Source organism: Clostridium sp. AF34-10BH (assembly GCF_003478095.1).
GTDB classification, from domain to species: Bacteria; Bacillota; Clostridia; order Lachnospirales; family Lachnospiraceae; genus Acetatifactor; species Acetatifactor acetigignens.
In genome coordinates this window covers 21,401-41,355 of the sequence record NZ_QUEC01000033.1, presented here as the reverse complement: position 1 = coordinate 41,355, position 19,955 = coordinate 21,401, and the positions used below count along the sequence as shown (strand labels likewise).

Annotated in this window: 15 protein-coding genes, 3 tRNA genes and 1 other RNA gene; 1 reads left to right on the top strand and 18 read right to left on the bottom strand. The window is 47.9% G+C overall.

The features are described from left to right. Positions 1 to 127 precede the first annotated feature (127 nt). The 17 genes from rnpB to DWZ61_RS16980 all read right to left on the bottom strand — a co-directional run bounded on the left by rnpB (position 128) and on the right by DWZ61_RS16980 (position 17,655). An RNA gene (gene rnpB / locus DWZ61_RS17060) (RNase P RNA component class A) lies at positions 128 to 466 on the bottom strand. Positions 467 to 477: 11 nt separating this feature from the next. Continuing rightward, positions 478 to 2,046 carry a glycosyltransferase family 39 protein gene (locus DWZ61_RS17055; protein WP_118539839.1) on the bottom strand — a complete coding sequence of 523 codons (1,569 nt, stop codon included), beginning with the start codon at positions 2,044 to 2,046 and terminating at the stop codon, positions 478 to 480. Positions 2,047 to 2,222: 176 nt separating this feature from the next. Then, entirely contained in the window at positions 2,223 to 3,878 is a 1,656-nt protein-coding gene (locus tag DWZ61_RS17050) for a nucleoside kinase (protein ID WP_118539842.1), read from the bottom strand. A gap of 47 nt (positions 3,879 to 3,925) precedes the next feature. Then, positions 3,926 to 4,711: a class I SAM-dependent methyltransferase gene (locus tag DWZ61_RS17045; RefSeq protein ID WP_118539838.1), complete on the bottom strand. Its 786-nt coding sequence runs from the start codon at positions 4,709 to 4,711 to the stop codon at positions 3,926 to 3,928. Next, entirely contained in the window at positions 4,711 to 5,823 is a 1,113-nt protein-coding gene (gene rpoD, locus DWZ61_RS17040) for an RNA polymerase sigma factor RpoD (protein ID WP_022313271.1), read from the bottom strand. Before rpoD ends, DWZ61_RS17045 begins: the two co-directional genes overlap by 1 nt. Before the next feature lie 81 nt (positions 5,824 to 5,904). Then, entirely contained in the window at positions 5,905 to 7,677 is a 1,773-nt protein-coding gene (gene dnaG / locus DWZ61_RS17035) for a DNA primase (protein WP_118504767.1), read from the bottom strand. Between the two features lie 29 nt (positions 7,678 to 7,706). After that, the gene (locus DWZ61_RS17030) at positions 7,707 to 8,711 is read right to left on the bottom strand and encodes a deoxyguanosinetriphosphate triphosphohydrolase (RefSeq protein WP_022313269.1); all 1,005 of its coding nucleotides are present in this window, start codon (positions 8,709 to 8,711) and stop codon (positions 7,707 to 7,709) included. A gap of 91 nt (positions 8,712 to 8,802) precedes the next feature. After that, complete coding sequence (locus DWZ61_RS17025) at positions 8,803 to 9,711, bottom strand: alpha/beta hydrolase (RefSeq protein WP_022313268.1); 909 nt, start codon at positions 9,709 to 9,711, stop codon at positions 8,803 to 8,805. Positions 9,712 to 9,859: 148 nt separating this feature from the next. Continuing rightward, positions 9,860 to 10,564, bottom strand: coding sequence for a DUF6320 domain-containing protein (locus DWZ61_RS17020; RefSeq protein ID WP_118504765.1), 705 nt, complete (start codon positions 10,562 to 10,564; stop codon positions 9,860 to 9,862). A gap of 26 nt (positions 10,565 to 10,590) precedes the next feature. After that, entirely contained in the window at positions 10,591 to 11,907 is a 1,317-nt protein-coding gene (locus tag DWZ61_RS17015; protein ID WP_243026450.1) for an alcohol acetyltransferase, read from the bottom strand. Positions 11,908 to 11,987: 80 nt separating this feature from the next. Next, positions 11,988 to 12,071, bottom strand: a tRNA-Leu gene (locus DWZ61_RS17010). 79 nt (positions 12,072 to 12,150) lie between these two features. Then, positions 12,151 to 12,234, bottom strand: a tRNA-Leu gene (locus DWZ61_RS17005). Positions 12,235 to 12,493: 259 nt separating this feature from the next. Further along, positions 12,494 to 13,264, bottom strand: coding sequence for a flagellar filament capping protein FliD (gene fliD, locus DWZ61_RS17000; RefSeq protein ID WP_118539836.1), 771 nt, complete (start codon positions 13,262 to 13,264; stop codon positions 12,494 to 12,496). A gap of 127 nt (positions 13,265 to 13,391) precedes the next feature. Continuing rightward, positions 13,392 to 15,206 (bottom strand): bifunctional homocysteine S-methyltransferase/methylenetetrahydrofolate reductase, encoded by a 1,815-nt coding sequence (locus tag DWZ61_RS16995; protein WP_118539834.1) that lies wholly within the window; start codon positions 15,204 to 15,206, stop codon positions 13,392 to 13,394. Between the two features lie 128 nt (positions 15,207 to 15,334). Further along, positions 15,335 to 16,480, bottom strand: a complete 1,146-nt coding sequence (gene fucO, locus DWZ61_RS16990) for a lactaldehyde reductase (RefSeq protein WP_117466862.1) — start codon at positions 16,478 to 16,480, stop codon at positions 15,335 to 15,337. Between the two features lie 173 nt (positions 16,481 to 16,653). Beyond that, complete coding sequence (locus DWZ61_RS16985) at positions 16,654 to 17,226, bottom strand: TetR/AcrR family transcriptional regulator C-terminal domain-containing protein (RefSeq protein WP_022313506.1); 573 nt, start codon at positions 17,224 to 17,226, stop codon at positions 16,654 to 16,656. Positions 17,227 to 17,238: 12 nt separating this feature from the next. After that, on the bottom strand, positions 17,239 to 17,655 hold the full coding sequence (locus DWZ61_RS16980) for a C-GCAxxG-C-C family protein (RefSeq protein ID WP_117466860.1): 417 nt from the start codon (positions 17,653 to 17,655) through the stop codon (positions 17,239 to 17,241). Between the two features lie 245 nt (positions 17,656 to 17,900). Here DWZ61_RS16980 and DWZ61_RS16975 point away from each other — a divergent pair. Further along, positions 17,901 to 17,984, top strand: a tRNA-Leu gene (locus DWZ61_RS16975). A 671-nt stretch (positions 17,985 to 18,655) separates the two neighbouring features. Here DWZ61_RS16975 and DWZ61_RS16970 read toward each other — a convergent pair. Then, the coding region (locus tag DWZ61_RS16970; RefSeq protein WP_243026449.1) for an extracellular solute-binding protein at positions 18,656 to 19,955 on the bottom strand (1,300 nt) is incomplete at its 5' end.

Here is a 19,955-nt window from a genome sequence, read left to right as displayed (position 1 = left end):
AACCCTTATATAAGTGCGCCCAAAAATCTACTTTATTTTTCACTCTTTTCTCCGTGAAACATGCTCTGCATTGCAGTCGCTTATAACAGAAAACGGACCGCATCCGCAGTCCGCATTTTTCTCAAAAGGTGTAAGCAAAAAATAAGCCGAGTTCTGTATATGACGATCATCTATCTAGTACGACTGTCACCAGCCGCATCAAGCGACCTACCTGAAAGCAGACCGGGCCGGTCTATAGCTCTCTGTTTGGTCTTGCTTCGGATGGGGTTTACATGGCTCCGTCTGTTACCAGCCGGACGGTAGTCTCTTACACTGCCTTTCCACCCTTACCGGCCAAAAGCCGGCGGTATATCTCTGTTGCACTAGCCTTGGAGTCACCTCCACCAGACGTTATCTGGCATCCTGCCCTGTGAAGCCCGGACTTTCCTCACCTGCATAAAGCAGCCGCGATCATCTATCTTACTTACACCTGTTCGATTATATCTTTTTCTTCCGGAAAAAGCAATATTTTTCTGCCAGACGTATGATTTCCCCATATCCCAGTGCTGCCAGCGGGAACATCATCATGTAATAGGCATACATATACCTGGCCTTTGCTTCCCAGAAAATACTGAACAAAAAGCCCCCGATCACAGCCACTGCCAACAGATGCTGTGTGATCTCACTGTCTTTTCGGACACAGAAGATAAAGTAAAACAGACACCCCAGATAGATAATAAACTGTAAACGATCTGCCATCCTCACCACACTGTCAAACAGATCTCCACTCAGCCGGTCTTCCAGTGCCGCCAGTTTCTCATGGTACACATCCCCGTGGTTAAAGTTGAAATACAGTGACTGATAGGTCGGGACATTCCACTGGGACAGAAGTTTTCCCTGATAAAAACCTCTCAGATACCCCGGCTGTGCTTTCATGGCCTGCATGCGCTCCTGCATCATCTCCCGGTAGATCTGATCGCTCTGCTCTGTATTACAGTCCGTTGCATAATATTGTGCCCAGCAATCGCTGTAATACCAGCCGTACCGGCCACCGATCTCTTCCATTCCCAGATACAGGTAAGCCGATGTGGGCAATCCCCGGGAATGCTCCATTCCGGATCTCATCTCATACATTTTATAGATTCCCTGATAGCACAAGAGTGGCAGTGCCAACGCCAGCACCAGTGAAATCAACAGGCGTCTGTCCCATTTTGAGAATATCCTTACCGCGCCGACCATGCAATATGCCACCACCAGGACCAGTGTGTTCTTACGCAGCAGAGTTCCCAGTGTAAGAGCTGTCACAATGCCCACCAGTGATCCCGTTTTTCCATATTTGATATATCGGACCAGCATCCATGCGGAAAACAGGGAACAGAATACCCAGGGAATCTCTCCGTAGACCCAGCTGGCATAAAAGACAGATGCCATACAGCTGCCCGCAAGCAGTGTCCCCATGGCCACCACCGCAAGTCTTCCGGAAACTTCCTTCAGAATGCCGTAAATGCAATAGATACCCGCCACGTTCAGAAGTACGAACACTATCTGGATCACATGATAATCCGCCTCTCCAAGAATCCGGAACAGCATCTCTTCCATGGCCGCCGGTCCCAGCTGATGAGCATACAGACCGCAATAATGATCCGGAGCCAGCGTCCCATAGTCACCCTGTATAAAATCTATGGCCGCACCAATAACCGATGCCTGATCTGCACTCGGCACTCTGTCTGCCGCCAGAACCCAGCACAATCCTGCGATTCCCTGCCAAAGCATGCCGAGCGTTACGGCAATTCTTTTGCACCAGATGACGATTTTGTCACCGGCCTTTTTTTCCACTGCCGTCAGAACTGCATACAATAGCAATATCAGCGCTGCTGCCGCCAGATTCCGTATTACGGAATCCGGAATCTCCACCAGAACTTCATGACCTGCCACCGGAAGCATATACTGCAGGGTACGCATGGCATACCATACAAGGAACAGAAGGATCAGGCTGCCCATGATCCGGATCACCCAGTTTGCTGTCTGCTTTACTATCGATTTTATCTTTGGTAAACGACTCTCCACAGGTATTCTCCTTTTCTTACTGTAGAGTAAACTATTCAGCACCACATTCGCAAAATCGCATCTGACGATGCTTACTTTTTGCTCATGTGGTTACTTCGTCGCATCAATTCTGCCGCACAGTCTTACGAATGCAAGCATTCGACGCCTGTCAGCAGAATTGCGCTACTCTGAATAGTTTACACGTTGAAGCAGCTTCCACCCACAAATTCCCTGCACAGAGAATTATTGGGAAGGCTTTCACTGGTCACACCCAGGAAATACTCCAGGAACTTAAGCAGTCTCTTGGCTTCGTAATATTCCGGTTCTCCCTTATCGATCTGGAACAATAACGGCTCTGCGAACTGCTTTAACACTGCCAGTTCATAGATCAGGACGGAATTAAACATGGCATCCGCATCCTCCTGGAACGGGAAAATATTCTGTTCCTCACCCCGTCGTACAGAAGCCCACATATCGATGGTGCGTCTCGCATCCGCACCTCTGGTCCTCGCATCTCTGACCATACGGCGGAGAAGTCTTCCGTCCGTAGTCGGGATCCGGTTATGCTCATCAATATTGATATTGGTCAATGCACTGATATAGATCTTGTATTTACTCTCCTCGGGAAGTGCATAAGATGTCTTCTCATTCAGACCGTGGATACCTTCGATCACCAGAATATCATCCGGTCCCAGTTGTTTGAAATTGCCCTTATATTCCCGCTTTCCGGTCTTGAAGTTAAAGGAAGGCAGCTCCACACGTTCACCGGCTAACAATCTGCACATGTCATCATTGAACTGCTTTACATCAATCGCTTCCAGACATTCGAAATTGTAATCACCGTTCTCATCCCTTGGCGTGAATTCTCTGTTCACGAAATAGTCGTCCAGTGCAATGGGATGCGGTGTTTTCCCCAGGGTCTTCAACTGAATGGATAATCTGTGGGAAAAACTGGTCTTGCCGGAAGAAGAGGGTCCGGCGATCATGACAAATTTCACGCCGCCCCTGTCTACGATGCTCTTGGCAATCTCGCCGATCTTACGCTCCTGCTGCGCTTCCTGTACCAGGATCAGTTCACTCAGCGACCCACGGCAGATCTGATCATTCAGATCACCTACGGTCTCAATACCGATCTCCTTTCCCCATTCCTCAGATTCTTTCAACGTCCGGAATAACAGCTTTCTCTCTTGAAACGGCTTAACATGTGTAGGATCTTTTTTATCCGGCAGCAGCAGCATAAATCCATCTTCATACGCTATGACATCGAACCACTTTACATAGCCGGCATTGGGCAGCATGTAGCCGTAATAATAATCGTAATAACCGTCCATTTCATAAATATTTACGAAAGAGCCTCTGCGGTAACGGAACAGTTTTTCCTTATCCTTCATCCCCTCTTTCCGAAACAGTTCCATGGCATTATCCAGGGAATAGGATCTCTTCAGAAAAGGTGTCTTTGCCTCCACCAGCTCCCGCATCCGGTTACGGATCTTTGCAGCATTTTCTTCCGTCACATTAATCTTCCCCTTTGGAGAGATGTAGGAACCGTTGCCGATGGCAAATTCCACACGACAGCTCTGGGCCGCCTCTCTGCCGTAGACATCAAATACCGCTTTCAAAAACAGCATTGTGGCAGAACGCACATAAGTCTTGTTGCCCACATCATCCTTCAAGGTAAAAAAGGTAACCTCGCAATCCCTTGTCAGTTTCTTGAACAATTCTCTGATCTTGCCGTCTCTGGCTGCCAGTGCGATCAGATTCTCATACTCCTGCTGATAATCGTTGGCCACATCCTCGTAAGTGGCTCCCTGAGGATATTGTCTCTCTTCCCCGTTTATCTTCACTGTGATCATTTTTCTCACCCTGTCCTTCTGTAATCTGCTTTTACAGGTCTTATTGCCTAAATACAATCCGCTTCCTTGCCATTATCATACCAATCCAGTGCACGGGTAATCAGGGTGATCTCGTCTGCGATCTCCTGTCTGCGGCATATGGTTCTGGGATTGTCCGCATCTGCCTTTTGCTCCATGCGTCCCACGATCTGCCTTCGCTCGGTCAGCATCCATTCCAGATACTCCCGAAGTATCCGGTCTCTGCGGGATAAAAGCAGCGGGCCGAACTTTTCCGCCAGTCCGGGATCCAGACCTTCCGTCTTCCAGGAGTCCCCGACTTTCTGCCGTACCGCATCGTCCGTCATCGCACCCAGCCAGCGCACCTTCATCATAAAATAATATTTTCCTTCTTCGTAGATGATATTCTCATCCAGCAGAAGATATCCCTCATCCATCAGGAATGTCCGAAAATGCGGGATCTCCGACTGTGGCTGCAGGATCAGCTCTGCAAATCCCTGTGCCTGTTCTCTTCCTTCGGTAAGAATCTTCTCCATGAGAGGTCCGCCCATGCCGGCACAGATCATCCCGTTCGCCTCTCCGGTCTTCAGGCCGTGCAGACCGTCGGAAAGTCTGGTCTCTATCCTGTCCTGCAGACCATATTCCCGGATATGCTCTCTGGCACGCTCCAGGGGTCCTGACCGCACATCCATGGCGATCACCCGTGGGGAGAGCCCCCTCTGCACGAGATAGACCGATACAAAACCATGGTCACACCCCACATCTGTTATCACAGTGCCGGGAGTGACCATGTCTGTTAAAGCCTGCATTCGATTGGATAATATAACTTCCGCCATTAATCCAGATAATCCTTCAGCTTGCGGCTGCGGCTGGGATGACGCAGTTTGCGCAATGCCTTTGCTTCGATCTGACGGATACGTTCACGGGTAACGTTGAATTCCTTACCTACTTCCTCCAGAGTACGGGCCCGTCCGTCATCCAGACCGAAACGGAGTCTCAGTACTTTCTGTTCTCTCTCTGTCAGAGTACCCAGCACTTCCACCAGCTGTTCCTTCAGCAGGGTAAATGCTGCAGCATCGGAAGGAACCGGTACATTATCATCCTGAATGAAGTCGCCTAAATGGCTGTCTTCCTCTTCACCGATAGGAGTCTCCAGGGATACGGGCTCCTGGCTGATCTTTAAGATCTCACGCACTCTGTCTACCGGCATGTTCATCTCTTCCGCGATCTCTTCGGGGGTCGGTTCTCTTCCCAGCTCCTGCAGCAGCTGTCTGCTCACGCGGATCAGTTTGTTGATGGTCTCTACCATATGCACCGGGATACGGATGGTTCTCGCCTGATCGGCGATCGCTCTGGTGATGGCCTGACGGATCCACCAGGTCGCATAGGTGGAGAACTTATATCCTTTACGATAATCGAATTTCTCTACAGCTTTGATCAGACCCAGGTTACCTTCCTGGATCAGGTCTAAGAACAGCATTCCACGGCCTACATATCTCTTGGCAATACTGACTACCAGACGTAAGTTGGCCTCTGCCAGACGCTTTTTCGCTTCCTGGTCGCCCTCTTCCATTCTCTGGGCCAGTTCGATCTCTTCCTCAGCACTTAACAGAGGCACCTTGCCGATCTCCTTTAAGTACATACGGACAGGATCCTCAATGCTGACGCCTTCCGGTACGGACAGGTCGATGTTCTCCACATCCACTTCGTCCTCATCGGTCAGAATGATCTCTTCGTCATCCACATCATCGTCATCGGTAATACGCAGCACATCTACGTTGTTCTGGTCCAGATACTCCAGAACCTTCTCCATCTGTTCCTCTTCCAGAGGCATGTCCGCAAAGAAGTCACTGATTTCCTGATACTCCAGCACATTCTTTTTCTTTTTCGCCATATTCAGGAGCTCTTTTATCTTCTCCGCAAATTTTGCCTGTGTGTTTTCATCCATTTTCGTGGTTCCATCCTTTCATTGCCATTATTTATAGCCATATTTCGTATTTTTTATAACTGTCCCGAGCCGCAAACCCTATTATTCCAGAGAAATGCGGGCTCTTTGTAATTCTTCCAGTGCTTTTTTGCCTTCCACCGCTTTTTTGACCGCGTTGACATCTGTACCCAGCTGCGCCATATAGTACTGGTAGCTGTTGCGTTTGACTGACACCAGAATGTCATGGAAAGCTCTTTCTCTCTCCTGCTTCGTGGACAATTCGGGGAGCGTTGTATGGAACAGCTCCGCTGCCTGCCTCTGCTCCTCTTCATCCTCAAACATGCTGATGATCCCCGCCGGCTGAAACTGTCCGTTGTCCAGCTCTGCAAACATCTTCTCCGCCACCTTGCGATACAATTCCTCCGTGAAATCCTCCAGAGAAATGTACTTGCGTACAATCGTATACAGAGAAGGATCATCTCCGATCCAGGTGATCAGCAGTCTCTGGGACTTCCGTCCGCTCTCCGAAGGATCGCTCTTGTTCTGCACTCCGCTGCGGGGACGGGGAATCGGTCTGGCGATTCCCGTCTGGGAAGCATATCCTATGACCATTTTGCGCAGATCATCGGGACGGATCATATATTTTTCGGCAATGGCCTGCAAATAATTCTCCCGCTCCAGATCTTCCGAAAATTCGCACAGTTTCTGTGCGATCTCCCGGTGGAACTTCGTCCGCTGTTCCGGATCACTCTGATCGTATTGTTCACTCAGGATACGGATCTCGAAGTAGAAACTGTTCTCCGCCTGATCGATTCTCTCCTGAAAAGCCTCTTTCCCCAGATTCTTGATAAATTCATCCGGGTCCTTATAAGGACGCATATTGATGACTTTACCGGTAAGCCCGGCCTCCCTGAGAATACCGATGCCCCGGAGTGCCGCCTTGGTTCCGGCACCGTCACTGTCGTAGGCCAGCAGGATGTTTTCCGCATAACGGTGTAAAAGGTTAGCCTGTTCCACCGTAAATGCCGTTCCCAGGGATGCCACCGCCTGGGTAAATCCCGCCTGATGCATGGCTATGACATCCATGTAGCCCTCGCACAGGATAATATTGCCCGTCCGGGCAGTCCTTGCGAAATTCAGTCCATAAAGATTCCTTCTCTTATCGAAGATCATGGTCTCCGGTGAATTCAGGTATTTCGGTTCCCCGTCTCCCATGACTCTGCCGCCGAAGCCGATGACCCGGTGGTTGATATCCTGTATGGGGAACATGACACGATTCCAGAACTGGCTTCGCAGTCCCCGCTGTTCAGAAAACATTGCCAGTCCGGAGTCTTTGATCTCTTCGTCCGTAAAGCCCTTTTTCCGCAGGTACTGTACCACCTGCTCGCCGTTTTTCCCGGCATAACCCAGTCCGAAATGATGCATGGTCTCATCGGTCAGCTTCCGCCCCGTCAGATACCGCATTCCCACTTCGCCACGGGGATCCCGCAGCATATAATAAAAATATTTTGCCGCTTCCTTATTGACTTCCAGCAGCCGCATACGTTTGCCGGCTTTTTTCTTCTGTTCCGGTGTCTCCTCCACTTCGGGAAGCTTTACCCCGGCGCGGTCCGCCAGGATCTTAATGGCCTCCGGGAAGGTATCGTTTTCATATTTCATAAGAAACGTATATACATTTCCGCTGGCATGGCATCCGAAGCAATAATACATCTGTTTGTTCGAAGACACCGAAAAGGAAGGTGTTTTTTCGTTATGAAAAGGACAGCAGCCCCAATAGTTGCTTCCCTTTTTTTTCAATGAGACATAGCCCGATATCACATCCACGATGTCATTTCTGGCTCTGACTTCTTCTACCAGTTCTTCGGGATAATACACGTTTTTTTAACTCCTATTTTATCTTGTACCTATCTCTGCCAGGATTTCGGTATGTAAATATCCTCGTATACCGCTATGGCAAACCGATCCGTCATCGCTCCCACATAGTCGCAGACGACCTTCTCTCTCGGTTCTCCCACGGAAAGAAGATTGAGATATTCTTCCGGCAGATCATCCAGATGCTTCAGGAAATGCTGGTACAATGTCTCCATCAGCATCTCTGCTTTCCCCTCTTCGCTCTTCGCTACCGGGTTCTTGTAAACTCTCTCAAACATGAACTGTCGTATCTTCGTCATGGCTTCCGCCACCGGCTCCGACATCAGGATGTCTCCCTTGTCCATGCTGTTGGTCACGATGTCATGAATGAAATGATCCAGTCTCTCGGTGGGACTGCTGCCGATCACCTCACAGATGTCCTTCGGCACATCCGCTTCCGTGAGGATTCCTCCGCGGATGGCGTCATCCATATCGTGATGAATATAGGCAATTTTATCGGAAAGTCTGACGATCTTGCCCTCCAGGGTGTGGGGCTTTCCAATGGTCTGGTGGTTTCTTATACCGTCTCGCACCTCGTAGGTCAGATTCAGCCCCTTGCCATCCTTCTCCAGAATGTCCACGGTGCGGACGCTCTGTTCGGCATGTTCGAAGCCAAAAGGGCATACTCTGTTCAGCGCACGCTCTCCGGCATGTCCGAAAGGCGTGTGTCCCAGATCGTGTCCCAGCGCAATGGCTTCCACCAGATCCTCGTTCAGCTTTAATGCCTTGGCTATGGTTCTGGCCGTCTGGGATACCTCCAGCGTATGTGTCAGTCTGGTACGGTAATGGTCACCCTCAGGTGTCAGAAATACCTGGGTCTTATCCTTTAGCCTTCGAAAGGCCTTGCAATGGATAATACGGTCTCTGTCTCTCTGAAACACCGGCCGGATATCACATTGTTCTTCCGGTCGCAGACGTCCTTTGGAGTTCACACTCAAGGATGCGTACGGACTTAAATAATCCTTTTCCCACTGTTCCAAGTTTTCTCTGATCGTCATAGTTCCTCCTGCCCCTACTTCTAATATTCTGTGCCTGTCTTAAAAATCCTTTTCTTTCTTTTGAAAAAATAGTCATTTTTTCTGATTTAAATTATCTGCACACAGAATAGATGAATTCCGCATTCTTATCCATGGCCTCACTGGCCTTTTTGAAGGGTGACATCTGAAAAACATGCCACATTCCGGGGAATCGGTCGATATGGGCAGCGACCCCGGCTTTGATCAGATTTTTATATAGCCGCAGAGAATCGTCCAACAGGATTTCATTCTCTCCCACCTGAATATAGACGGGTGGGAAACCATGAAAGTTTCCAAACAGCGGAGAAATATAAGGATCCGTCAGATCTCTGTCCGGGGCATAGGCCCTGGTCATACGGTCGATGTACTCTTTATCCAGTACCGGATCCAGTTCAGCCTTGGTCTGGAAAGTCTTGCCCTCGCCGGTAAGATCCGTCCAGGGAGACATCAGCACGATTCCTCTGGGAAACAAGCGCTCCTGCTCTTTCAATTTCAACACCAGTGAAAGCGCCAGATTACCTCCGGCCGAATCTCCGGTAATGATCACATCTCTTGCTCCGTAGCCCAAAAGCATCAGATAGTTCCAGGCTTTCATGGCATCCTCCGCAGCTGCCGGATACGGATGCTCCGGTGCCAGTCTGTAATCAAAGCACAGCACATCCATGGAAGTACCCGCCGCCAGCTTTGATGTCAGGGTTCTGGCATAGATACTGCTGCCGGTGGAATATCCGCCTCCGTGGCAATGCAGGATCACATACTTTTTCATATGAGCCCGGTTCACGCTGACCCACTCCGCATCCATGCCATCGATGTCCACGGGACGGTACTGGATCTCTTTACTGTTGCCGAGCAGCTCGCCAATGTGATCCTGGGATTGTCTGTGCTTCTCCAGATCCGGATTCTCCACAAGACCATGGGCCCTGCGGATGAGCTGCATCAGATTCTGGTTGTTCTTCTCACTGTTTTTTCCTACCAGTGCCATAAGTTCCTCCTGTTCACCTAGTTTTCTCGTAACTATTCAGCGCCTCATTCGCAAAATCGCATCTCCGATGCTTTCCTGAACAACAAGTTCACTTGTTGTTTGCTCATCTGAGGCTGCTTCGCCAATATTTCATGGCTCTGAATAGTGATCAAAAGTGCAATCTTCTGCGCACTGCATTGCGCAGTCTCCTCCGGGATAAAAGGGTGGCGATGGTGATATCGACGATCACGCAGATCGTCAGCACGATAGCCGACCATCCCAGTGCGATCTCCTGTCTCAGGAACCGGTCGATCAGAAGTTCCAGTCCCACGCACAAAACAGCGATTCCCGAGATCAGGTACAGGGCTCCTGTCAGGAAGGACATGGGGAGCTTGCGGATACAGAACGTCACCGCTTCCACCACTGCCGTCACCAGCAATACGATCGGCAGTCCCAGTCCATAGAACCAGCTGTTATGTCCCGTCAGATAAGTCAGCAGATATAGATACACGATCACTGCCACTCCATCCAGCAGGATCGACAGATAAATGGGCTGTCTCGTATAAATAACCACAGGGATCATAATAACCCACAATACCAGGACTACGCCGATCACCGCCAGAGACCACAGACTGCTGCGGAACACAAAAGCGTTTAACAGCCCACAGGTCACCGCCGTAGCCAGTACAATAACCGTCAACAGTACTCCCAGATCTTTTCTTTTTACCACTTCCACCTGTCCCTTTTCCTTTGGAAAAGGGGATGGCTGCTTCTCCGGTTCCGGTGCCTTGGGATTATACACCGGTGTGTCGCACAGAGGGCACTTCTTTGCCGAAGCATCCAGTTCCACACCACAGTTCACACAATATGACATAAGCATTTCCTTTCTAACCGGAGGATCTACCGGTTACTCTCGATCTTCACATGAATACCGTCCTGTACCAGCTTGCGGAAAAACAGTCGTTCCACATCCGTTTCCGCAATACTGCTGGCAAAATTGATGGTCAGAATATCTTCAAAGCTGGCAATGGCACAGTTGGTTCTCGTAGAGAACGGTTGTCCCATATAGATATCAAAACGTTCGATATAGGGCTTCATGGTCTCCGGCACTTTCAAAGCTCCCATGTTGGTCAGCCCCGCCGAAGAGTTTTTGTCCTGGATCTTCGTATAGAACTGGCGGACCACCAGATCCTTGATAAACAGCGGTACCACACGGATAAACGGGTTCCTCTGGGTCTCTGCGTTGGTGGTGATATCGCCCCGCAACAGCTTTTCATTCAGATAATACCGCATGTAATTGTGCACCTGGGTCACGATCTCTTCAAAAGTGTATTCTCCCAGTCTTGGGTCAATCCCCGGATAGATCATGGTGATAAAATTCCGCAGAGTCTTCGATGGGAAAAAGCGCCGCAGATTCACCGGCATGGCAATCTTTACCGGACGTAATTTTAAATGCCACTCACTCTCCTGCTTCTGCATCAGTGCATAGAGCAGAACCGCATTGAAATATTCCGTAATGGTGGCATTATAGCTTTTTGCCACCTTCATGACCTCTGCCACCGACATAATACCGTCTATGATGTTCAGGGTATAAAAGGGCTCCTTGGTTCCCCGGACACGGTAAGCCTTCTCCCCCGGTCTGGGCGGGCACACCTTGGCATTGGCATATTTCATGTAGGCATCTTCCAGTTCTACCGGATCCGGTGTCTCTAAAATATCCAGCACAAAACCGCCGTTCTCAATCTCCGTATGCCCCTTCAGGCGCAGATAAGTGGCCGTCAGAGTCTGCAATACGCACATGCCTCCGGTACCGTCTCCCAGACTGTGATGGGCCTCCAGGGCGATCCGGTTCCGGTAATAATAGATTCTTACCAGATACCGGTTATTGGCCTTGAAATACATGGGCTGACAGGGATTTTTCACGTCCTCCTGCACAAATGGGCCGGGGCGGTCATTGGGCTCCAGGTATCTCCAGAAGACACCCTTGCGGATAGCCGCCTTATACGTCGGAAAACGAGGCATTGTCAGATTCACGGCCCGCTGCAGCATCTCGGGATTGATCTCCTCCTTTAAAAGAACGGACAAACGATAAACGGAAGAAAAATCTCTTCTCTGTAAGGTCGGGTATACGATGGCCGACAGATCCAGTTTGTACCAGTCCTTGTGTACTTTCGATGCCCTGTCTGTCTTCGTTTTGTCTCTTCTATTAATTGCCACGGTTTTCGCCCCTTTCCCGGTTTTGTATTATATTTTTCAGAAACGACAAAGGCGGCAACCTTTCGGTCACCGCCATGTGATGCAGAAAGAGGGACTTGAACCCTCATGGTATCACTACCACACGGACCTGAACCGTGCGCGTCTGCCAATTCCGCCATTTCTGCGAACAAGATATATCTTACAGTATTTAATTAAAAATGTCAACACTTTTTTCAAATTACTTTAAGTCACTTGAAAAAGTGATGCAGAAAGAGGGACTTGAACCCTCATGGTATCACTACCACACGGACCTGAACCGTGCGCGTCTGCCAATTCCGCCATTTCTGCGAACAAATGTATATTACAACAACCGGCTCCAAATGTCAACACTATTTTTCGAATTATTTAAACTGTATGCAAAATAATTACGATTTCTGCGTTCTTCGGCCTTGTAACTATTCAGACCCCATTCGCAAAATCGCCTCTACGAGGCTTCCTTTTTGCTCATGAGGTTACTTCGCCATGTAAAACTGCTTATCTGCCTGAATGCAAGCATTCGCAGAACACAGTTTTGCATGGCTCTGAATAGTTACCAATTATTTTACATTTACATGTAGGAACTGAACAGATTGCCTGCATTGTAAGTGCCGATATATCCTGCTGTTCCGGTGTACAGACTGCTTCTGGTGGAAGCATGGTCTGCTGCAAAATTGATCATGGAACTCTGTGCGGATACACGATAACCATAGGAACCGTTCCCCTGGAACAGGTTCTTCACAGTATTCATATCGGCTTTCATAAAGGTATCCTTGTCCAGAGACAGGGTGCCGTCATTTTTCATAGTGATACCGATCTTCGCCAGCTGCTTACTGTTGGCAATGGTGGTATTCCCCAGTGATTCCGTGCGGTTGTTCACTGTGGTATCGCTCACATCATCCACAGCAGCCATCACGCTGTTGTAATTCTTCACAAAGCTGTTCACCGCATTGTAGATGGCACTGGTATCATAGCCCTTGGTCGTGGTCTCTATACCATTCTCATCCTTGGTGGTGATATCCTTTTGTGCGAACAGATCATTTTTACCGGTAGCCAGTAATGTATCTGCGGATTCCTTCAAAGCATCAGTGGCGGTTTCTACCTTGGCCAGTGCTTTCTTCGCGGTCTCCGTCGTGGTGTCTTTCTTCGTTATGTCGGAAGCTGCGGTTTTGGATGCGTTGTTCTCCTTGCCGTAATAAGCCTTCATCAGCTTGGCATAGCTGCCGTTCTTAATACTTGCATAATCTGCCAGCCAGTTGCTGCTTGCCGCATTGGATGCCGTAGAGCTCAAACCGGAAAACAGAAATGAATAATTGGTTTTTGCCTGAATATTAATACTCATCACAGTCACCTCCGTGTCAACTGTTTTGAATCGGCCTTTCAGCCATTAGTCCTTTTATATCAGTTACAGTATACTACTTATTTCGGATTTTTCCAAGGTTTGTTAACTGTTTTTTGAAAAAAAAACATTAATTGAGTATTTTTTCCAGCATGGTCACCCGGTTGAAGGGAAAGGAGAAATAATAGCCGTCCGCAAAATCCTCCGTCATGACGATCACTTCCTTTGCCAGCTGCACACCGGCCTGCTCTCCCTCTTCTCTGGTCATGTCCGCTCGGTATCTTGCCAGTACTTCGTCCGTCACGTCGATGCCTGCCATCTCGTTCTTCATAAAGGTGGCATTTTTAAGACTCACGAAAGGCATGATCCCGCAGAGAATCCTTGCTCCGGTCTCCTCCTTGATCCGGCGCACTCTGTCGGCACTCTCCTGTGTGGAAATGGGCTGTGTCAGAAAAAAGGTGGCTCCCGCCGCCATTTTCTTCTTCACTCTGCCGATCTCCACCTCAAGATTACGCCTGCCCTGATTGATGGCTCCGCCGTAGCTGGCCGGAGCCTGCGTGAACTGCTCCTCGTTCATATCCGCCAGAATCTGCATCAGTCCCACAGAATCAAAGTTGAACACACTCTTCACCGTGGTCCGCACCATGGAAGGAATGGGGTCTCCCGTGATCACAAGGAAATTCTGAATGCCATTGATATAGGCTCCCAGCAGCTGGGAACGCATGGCAATGGCATTTTTATCCCGGCAACAGATATGGGGCATGACACACATACCGGTCTCTCTTGCCACCTTCTCCGCCATGAGAATGGAATCTGCTCTGGTACGTCCCGAAGGAGAATCCGGGAAAGTCAGCACATCCACTCCGCTCTTCTGTAGCAGATGTGCCGCATCCATCAGTTTTTCGTCATCGATTCCCATGGGAGGTGCCAGTTCCACGGCGATCAGCTTTCGGTTCCTGCCCTCCGCCTCTTTGGTATGATAAAAAGAACGGTCTTCCTTCGGTGCCTGCTTTTTCTCCGGTTCTGTGTCTTTTTTTGCCTGTGGGTACTGGGTCAGATCCAGCTTTCCGGCAAGCTCCGCGATATATTCCGGTGTCGTACCGCAGCAGCCGCCTGCCATATCCACTCCAAGGGCAGTCATCTGCTGCATTCTGTCCACAAAATAGTCTTTGTTATCCCCGGTGAAGATCATACGGCCGGTGACCATCTGAGGATACCCCGCATTGGGAAGGGCTGTGAGAAGTTTTCCTTCCGGTTTTTCCAGTATCTGCAGGATCCGGTGCATATGGGACGGACCCACACCGCAGTTAAAGCCCACGGCATCGATCTCCTTTGCCTCACCCGCTCTCTGTAAAAGCTTTCTTGCACTTAATCCTGCATTGCTGTAGCCGAACTGGTTTACAGAGAATTGTACCGTAATAAATGCCTGTTCCCCGATCATTTTGATCGCAGGCAGGAGCTCTTCCATCTCGGAAAAAGTTTCAAAGACAAAAAAGTCCGCTCCCTCTTCCAGAAAAATACGGCAGATCTCTTTGTATTCGCGGCATAAAGTATCCTTCTGTGCCAGCGCATCCCCGGGAATCTGTCCGATATCTCCGGCAATATAGACTTCTTTTGTCTCACCGGTGCGTTCTCTCCACGCAGCCACCGCTTCCCTCGCCAGGCGTACGCCGCTTCGCAGAGTCTCCTCGATCTGTTCTTTGGACCTATCCATGCAGAAGCTGTTGGCTGCGAAGGTGTTGGTACGCAGAATCTGTGCTCCTGCCTCGAGGTACTCCGTATGAATCTCCCTCACCCGTTCCGGGGCTTCCAGATTCGCCAGCTCCGGCAGCTGTTTCGTGTCATATTTTCCTCCGTAATAGGTCCCGAAGGCTCCGTCAAAGAGGATCTTTTTCTGTTGGATCCTTTCACGGATCTGCTCTTTGGTATGTTTTGTATTGCCCATTATTGTTTCCTTTGTCCTGTTGATTTCATCCATTTTTCTTTTAAAAACGAGCAGGTCTGCTCTCGCAAGCCTGCTCGTTTCTTAGCATACCATATTATTTTTCGGAAAAACAGTAGCAAATTTAATGATTACATCAACTTTCTAAACAGCTCGGTCAGATCCTCGATGCTTGCATCCTTAGGGTTGCCGGGTGCGCAGGCATCTGCATGAGCGGATTCTGCCAGGAAAGGAAGATCCTCTTCCTTCAGTGCTTCCAGCTTGGAAGGAATTCCTACATCCTCGGACAGCTTGCGAACGGCATCTACAGCAGCCTTACGATAGGTTGCCTGATCCATCTGGTCTACACCTTCCACTCCCATAGCACGGGCGATCTCACGATACTTTTCACCGGTGCAGTCAGCATTGTACTCCATAACGATGGGGAGCATCATTGCGCAGGCTACACCATGAGGGGTATCATAGACAGCACCCAGAGTATGTGCCATGGAATGGGCAATACCAAGACCTACGTTGGAGAAGCCCATACCTGCAATGTACTGGCCCAGAGCCATGCCTTCACGGCCTTCCTTGGTATTGGCTACAGCGCCGCGCAGGGACTTGGAAATGATCTCGATTGCCTTCAGGTGGAACATATCGGTCATCTCCCATGCCGCCTTGGTGGTATAACCTTCGATAGCGTGGGTCAGAGCATCCATACCGGTAGAAGCGGTCAGTCCCTTGGGCATAGAAGACATCATCTCGGGATCTACCACAGCGATAATAGGCATATCATGAGGATCTACGCATACGAACTTACGCTTGCGCTCTACATCAGTGATAACGTAGTTGATGGTAACCTCTGCTGCGGTACCTGCTGTGGTGGGCACTGCGATGATGGGTACGCAGGGCTTCTTGGTAGGTGCTACGCCTTCCAGGCTGCGTACATCTTCGAATTCAGGGTTGGCAATGATGATACCGATAGCTTTGGAGGTATCCATGGAAGAACCACCACCGATGGCGATGATATAATCTGCACCGGATGCCTTGAAAGCAGCCACACCGTTTTTCACATTGTCAATAGTAGGATTAGCCTTAATATCAGAATAAACTTCATAAGCAAGACCTTCCTTGTCAAGCAGTCCGGTTACTTTTCCAGTCACACCGAACTTGATCAGGTCGGGATCGGAACATACGAATGCCTTCTGAAAAGCATGAGCCTTTGCTTCATTTACGATTTCTTCGATTGCTCCGGCACCATGATAAGAGGTCTGGTTGAGCATAATTCTGTTTGCCATGATACATAATCTCCTTTCGAATTGAGAACAAATCTTAATGATAATTTTATTTTAACTACAATCTGGACATAAAAAAAGTGACAGTTTGGCTTGACTGTCACTTTTTACAGAAAGTTCACAATGTGTACATTTTTTTTAGTAATTTTTCACAAATAGCTTTGGTGATTTTTTCACTAACGCAATACGCCCAACTGTTGAAACAATTCTGTCACCGGCATAGGAAGTGCACTGACCAAAAGCGCCGCCATCTGCTCCGGCGTTCTCTCCTTCGGAGCGAAGATCCATTCCACGGTCATATCAATAGAACCTCTGCAATAGAGCCGCAGCGGGAATAAAATATTCTCTTCGGGCTGTCTACCGGTCTTACGCCCGATCAGCTGCGTGTAGAAATCCAGGATCAGTTCGTAATCATGTTCCCTCAGAGAATTATGATCATCCGAGCGGAATGCTCCGGCGAAAAAAACTCTCTCCTTCTGAATGAATTCAAACTTTCTGGTCAGTCCTTCGTATACGGTAAGTCCGTCTCCCATCTGTGCAAAAGATTCCAGTAAGAGCTTGTCGAAATACCAGTTGATCAGATCATATTTGTCCTGAAAATTCCGGTAAAAGGTCTGCCTCGTCACGCCGCAGGTCTGCACGATCTGCGTCACTGTCATGGCATCGGTGCCGGACGAAGCCATACACTTTTTCGCCGCTTCCGCTAGGCGGTATTTTGTTTTATCCGCTGAAGTTTCTTTTGTACTCATGCTGTCACACCTCTATGGTACTACCGGTTTCGACTTTCCATAGCTTTCCGGTAATTCTGCTTCCAGTAAAGCCGCTGCATCTCTGACGCAGTCGATGCATTCTCTCTTTACAATGCCATCGTTGATGCCTTTTAATTCCTTACAGATCACGGTTCCGTTCTGCTCCTTGAAGCTCTGAATTATCCTTCTGGACCCTTGCATGGTCTTCTGCGGATTTTTATTGATCAGTCCCAGTACATTGACCGCTCCGATGACAGCTCCGCAGGTAGCTTCCATGCTGCCGCCGATTCCTACCGCAAATCCCTGAGTAAGATTCCTAGCCGTCTCTTCATCAATTCCCGCCAGATCACAGTACGTGCACGCCACTGCCTGCGCACAGTTGTAACCACACATTTTTCTCTCTGCTGCTTGTTCCACTCTTGATTCCATAACTGTTGTTCCCTCTTCTGTTTATATTTTTCCAATAATCATCTGTAGTGTATTTTCTGTTATGTATTATATCAGAAATAAATCTAAGACGCCATCGTCATAATTTTCTATCTTTACATTTCTCCCAAACTGTTCTAAGTGTATAAATAATTCCTACAAATTTCAAAATCATGTTGACATTGCCGTGGGAAGATGTTATTATCATTCTTGCGTGATGCGAGATAGTAATTATTTTGTGTCGCTATGCGGAAGTGTCGGAATTGGCAGACGAGCAAGACTAAGGATCTTGTGGTAGCAATACCGTGTGGGTTCAAGTCCCATCTTCCGCATTAGGATTTTGTTCTAGAAAGCTCGAGAATATGCGGTTCTTGAGCTTTTTTCATTTGTATAAGTAACGATATTTTGGTGAGACCTAGGTGAGACCTCAATCTCTTCATTCAGTATTGCACAGATATCATCCAAGCTGTCCTTTCCGGCAAAACTATAATATCTTAAATTTGTCTCTACTGAATGCCCCAGCAATCTTGCTCTCTCTGTAGCAGGTAACCCATATTTGCCTATAAAAACATTGCTGTTTAAGCTCATACGAAAAGAATGATTGTTTGTCACATTATACCCCAACCCAGACATTAAGCGTCTAAGACAAGTTTCATAGGCATCGGTTTTTATCCACTCCCCATTTTTATGACAAAACACATATTTTGAATGTATGCTACCTGTTTTCCCGCTACTATTCGAAGCCGTTGTTGTCTTCGGAGTTGCTGTAAGGTTTGCCGTCGTTACGGGTGCCGATACCTACTCAATAATTATGCTAAAGATAGCCTGGAAAATCAATAAAAACGTTGATTTTCCAGGCTTTTCAAAGTCTTTTATTCGATTGAGTGCTAACCCTCATCGGAAGTTAAGAATTTTAATTGTGATATTTTCTCTTCAATTGTCATTTTTTGACAATTTCTTTTGCCTGTGCATCTGCTTCTCTTCTGTCCATCTTATTTTCCCGTTACCACACATTTTTTTCATAATAATCCTGGAGTTCCTGAAAAGCCTCCTGAGGAGTTGCATTTTGTAAATAAATTTCTACAATAGCATCATCAAATATATCTCCTGCTTCCGTTGTGGCCAGAGATTCATTATAAAATCCGAATGTAGCTGTTGTATTATCCAAAACCTCTTCTACATAATTATACTGTTTTGGTGCCACAGCAGTATCAACTTCTACATTTGTAGTCGGTATTTTCCCAGCTTCTTCCGCCACATATTTCTGTGCCGTTTCATCTGTGAAATATTTCAATAATTCAATTGCCGCCTCTTTTTTGTCACCTTCAGCTTTAGAACTTAGCATGATATTATCTGTTTTAACCATCATTCTATCAGGATCGGCTCCTCCCTCAATAGCCGGGAACCGGAAAGCCCCGCATACCTCTTCAATCTCAGGCACACGCCCATTAATTTCACCGATCACCCAAGATCCCTGAACTAACATAGCTGCCTTTCCTGAAGTAAATTCCGCATTTGCCTGATCGTTGGAATCTCCGGCTGCTGTCGGCTGAAAATATTGAGAGAGTTCTATAAGTTTATTTCCGGCATTAATATATGATTCACTTGTCCAGTCTAATGTGCCTTCAGAAACGCCCTGCAGATTATCCGGTCCATCCTCTCTGTCGCAAAGGTAACCTGCAAGCAAAGAGATACACCATGGGTCTTTTGCAGAACAAGCTATAGGCGTATATCCGGCATCCTGTATCTTTTCACATACTTCAAGCCACTCGTCATATGTTTCCGGAGGTGTTACACCAACCTCTTCAAATATCTGTGTATTATAAAAGACAAGTGCTGCCGAAAAATTAGTCGGTATTGCCATAATTTTTTCATCATACGTCAATTTATCAAAAATACCGTCTTTAAATGATTTATACCAGTCCGGATTATCTTTCTGAAGTATCTCAGTGAGATCAGCGGCAACGCCTGCGTCTACATATTGTTCCATAAGCGGTCCGGGATGACAGGTAAATAATTCAGGGATATTTCCCGATGCAATTAATGCGTTAAGTTTTGTATCATACTCTTCCCTCGGAGTACTAATAACATTTACATGATACTTTCCCGCATAATCTTCATTAAACCGTTCAATCACATCCTTATAGCCTTTTGTTACAAGATCTTCTGATACATTTAGGTCATCATAAAAAATCCATGATATTTCTGTAGCATCGCCAGATGATTCTTCATTGGAAGTATTTCCTTCATTGGAAGTATTTCCTTCATTGGAAGTATTTCCTTCATTGGAAGTATTTCCTTCA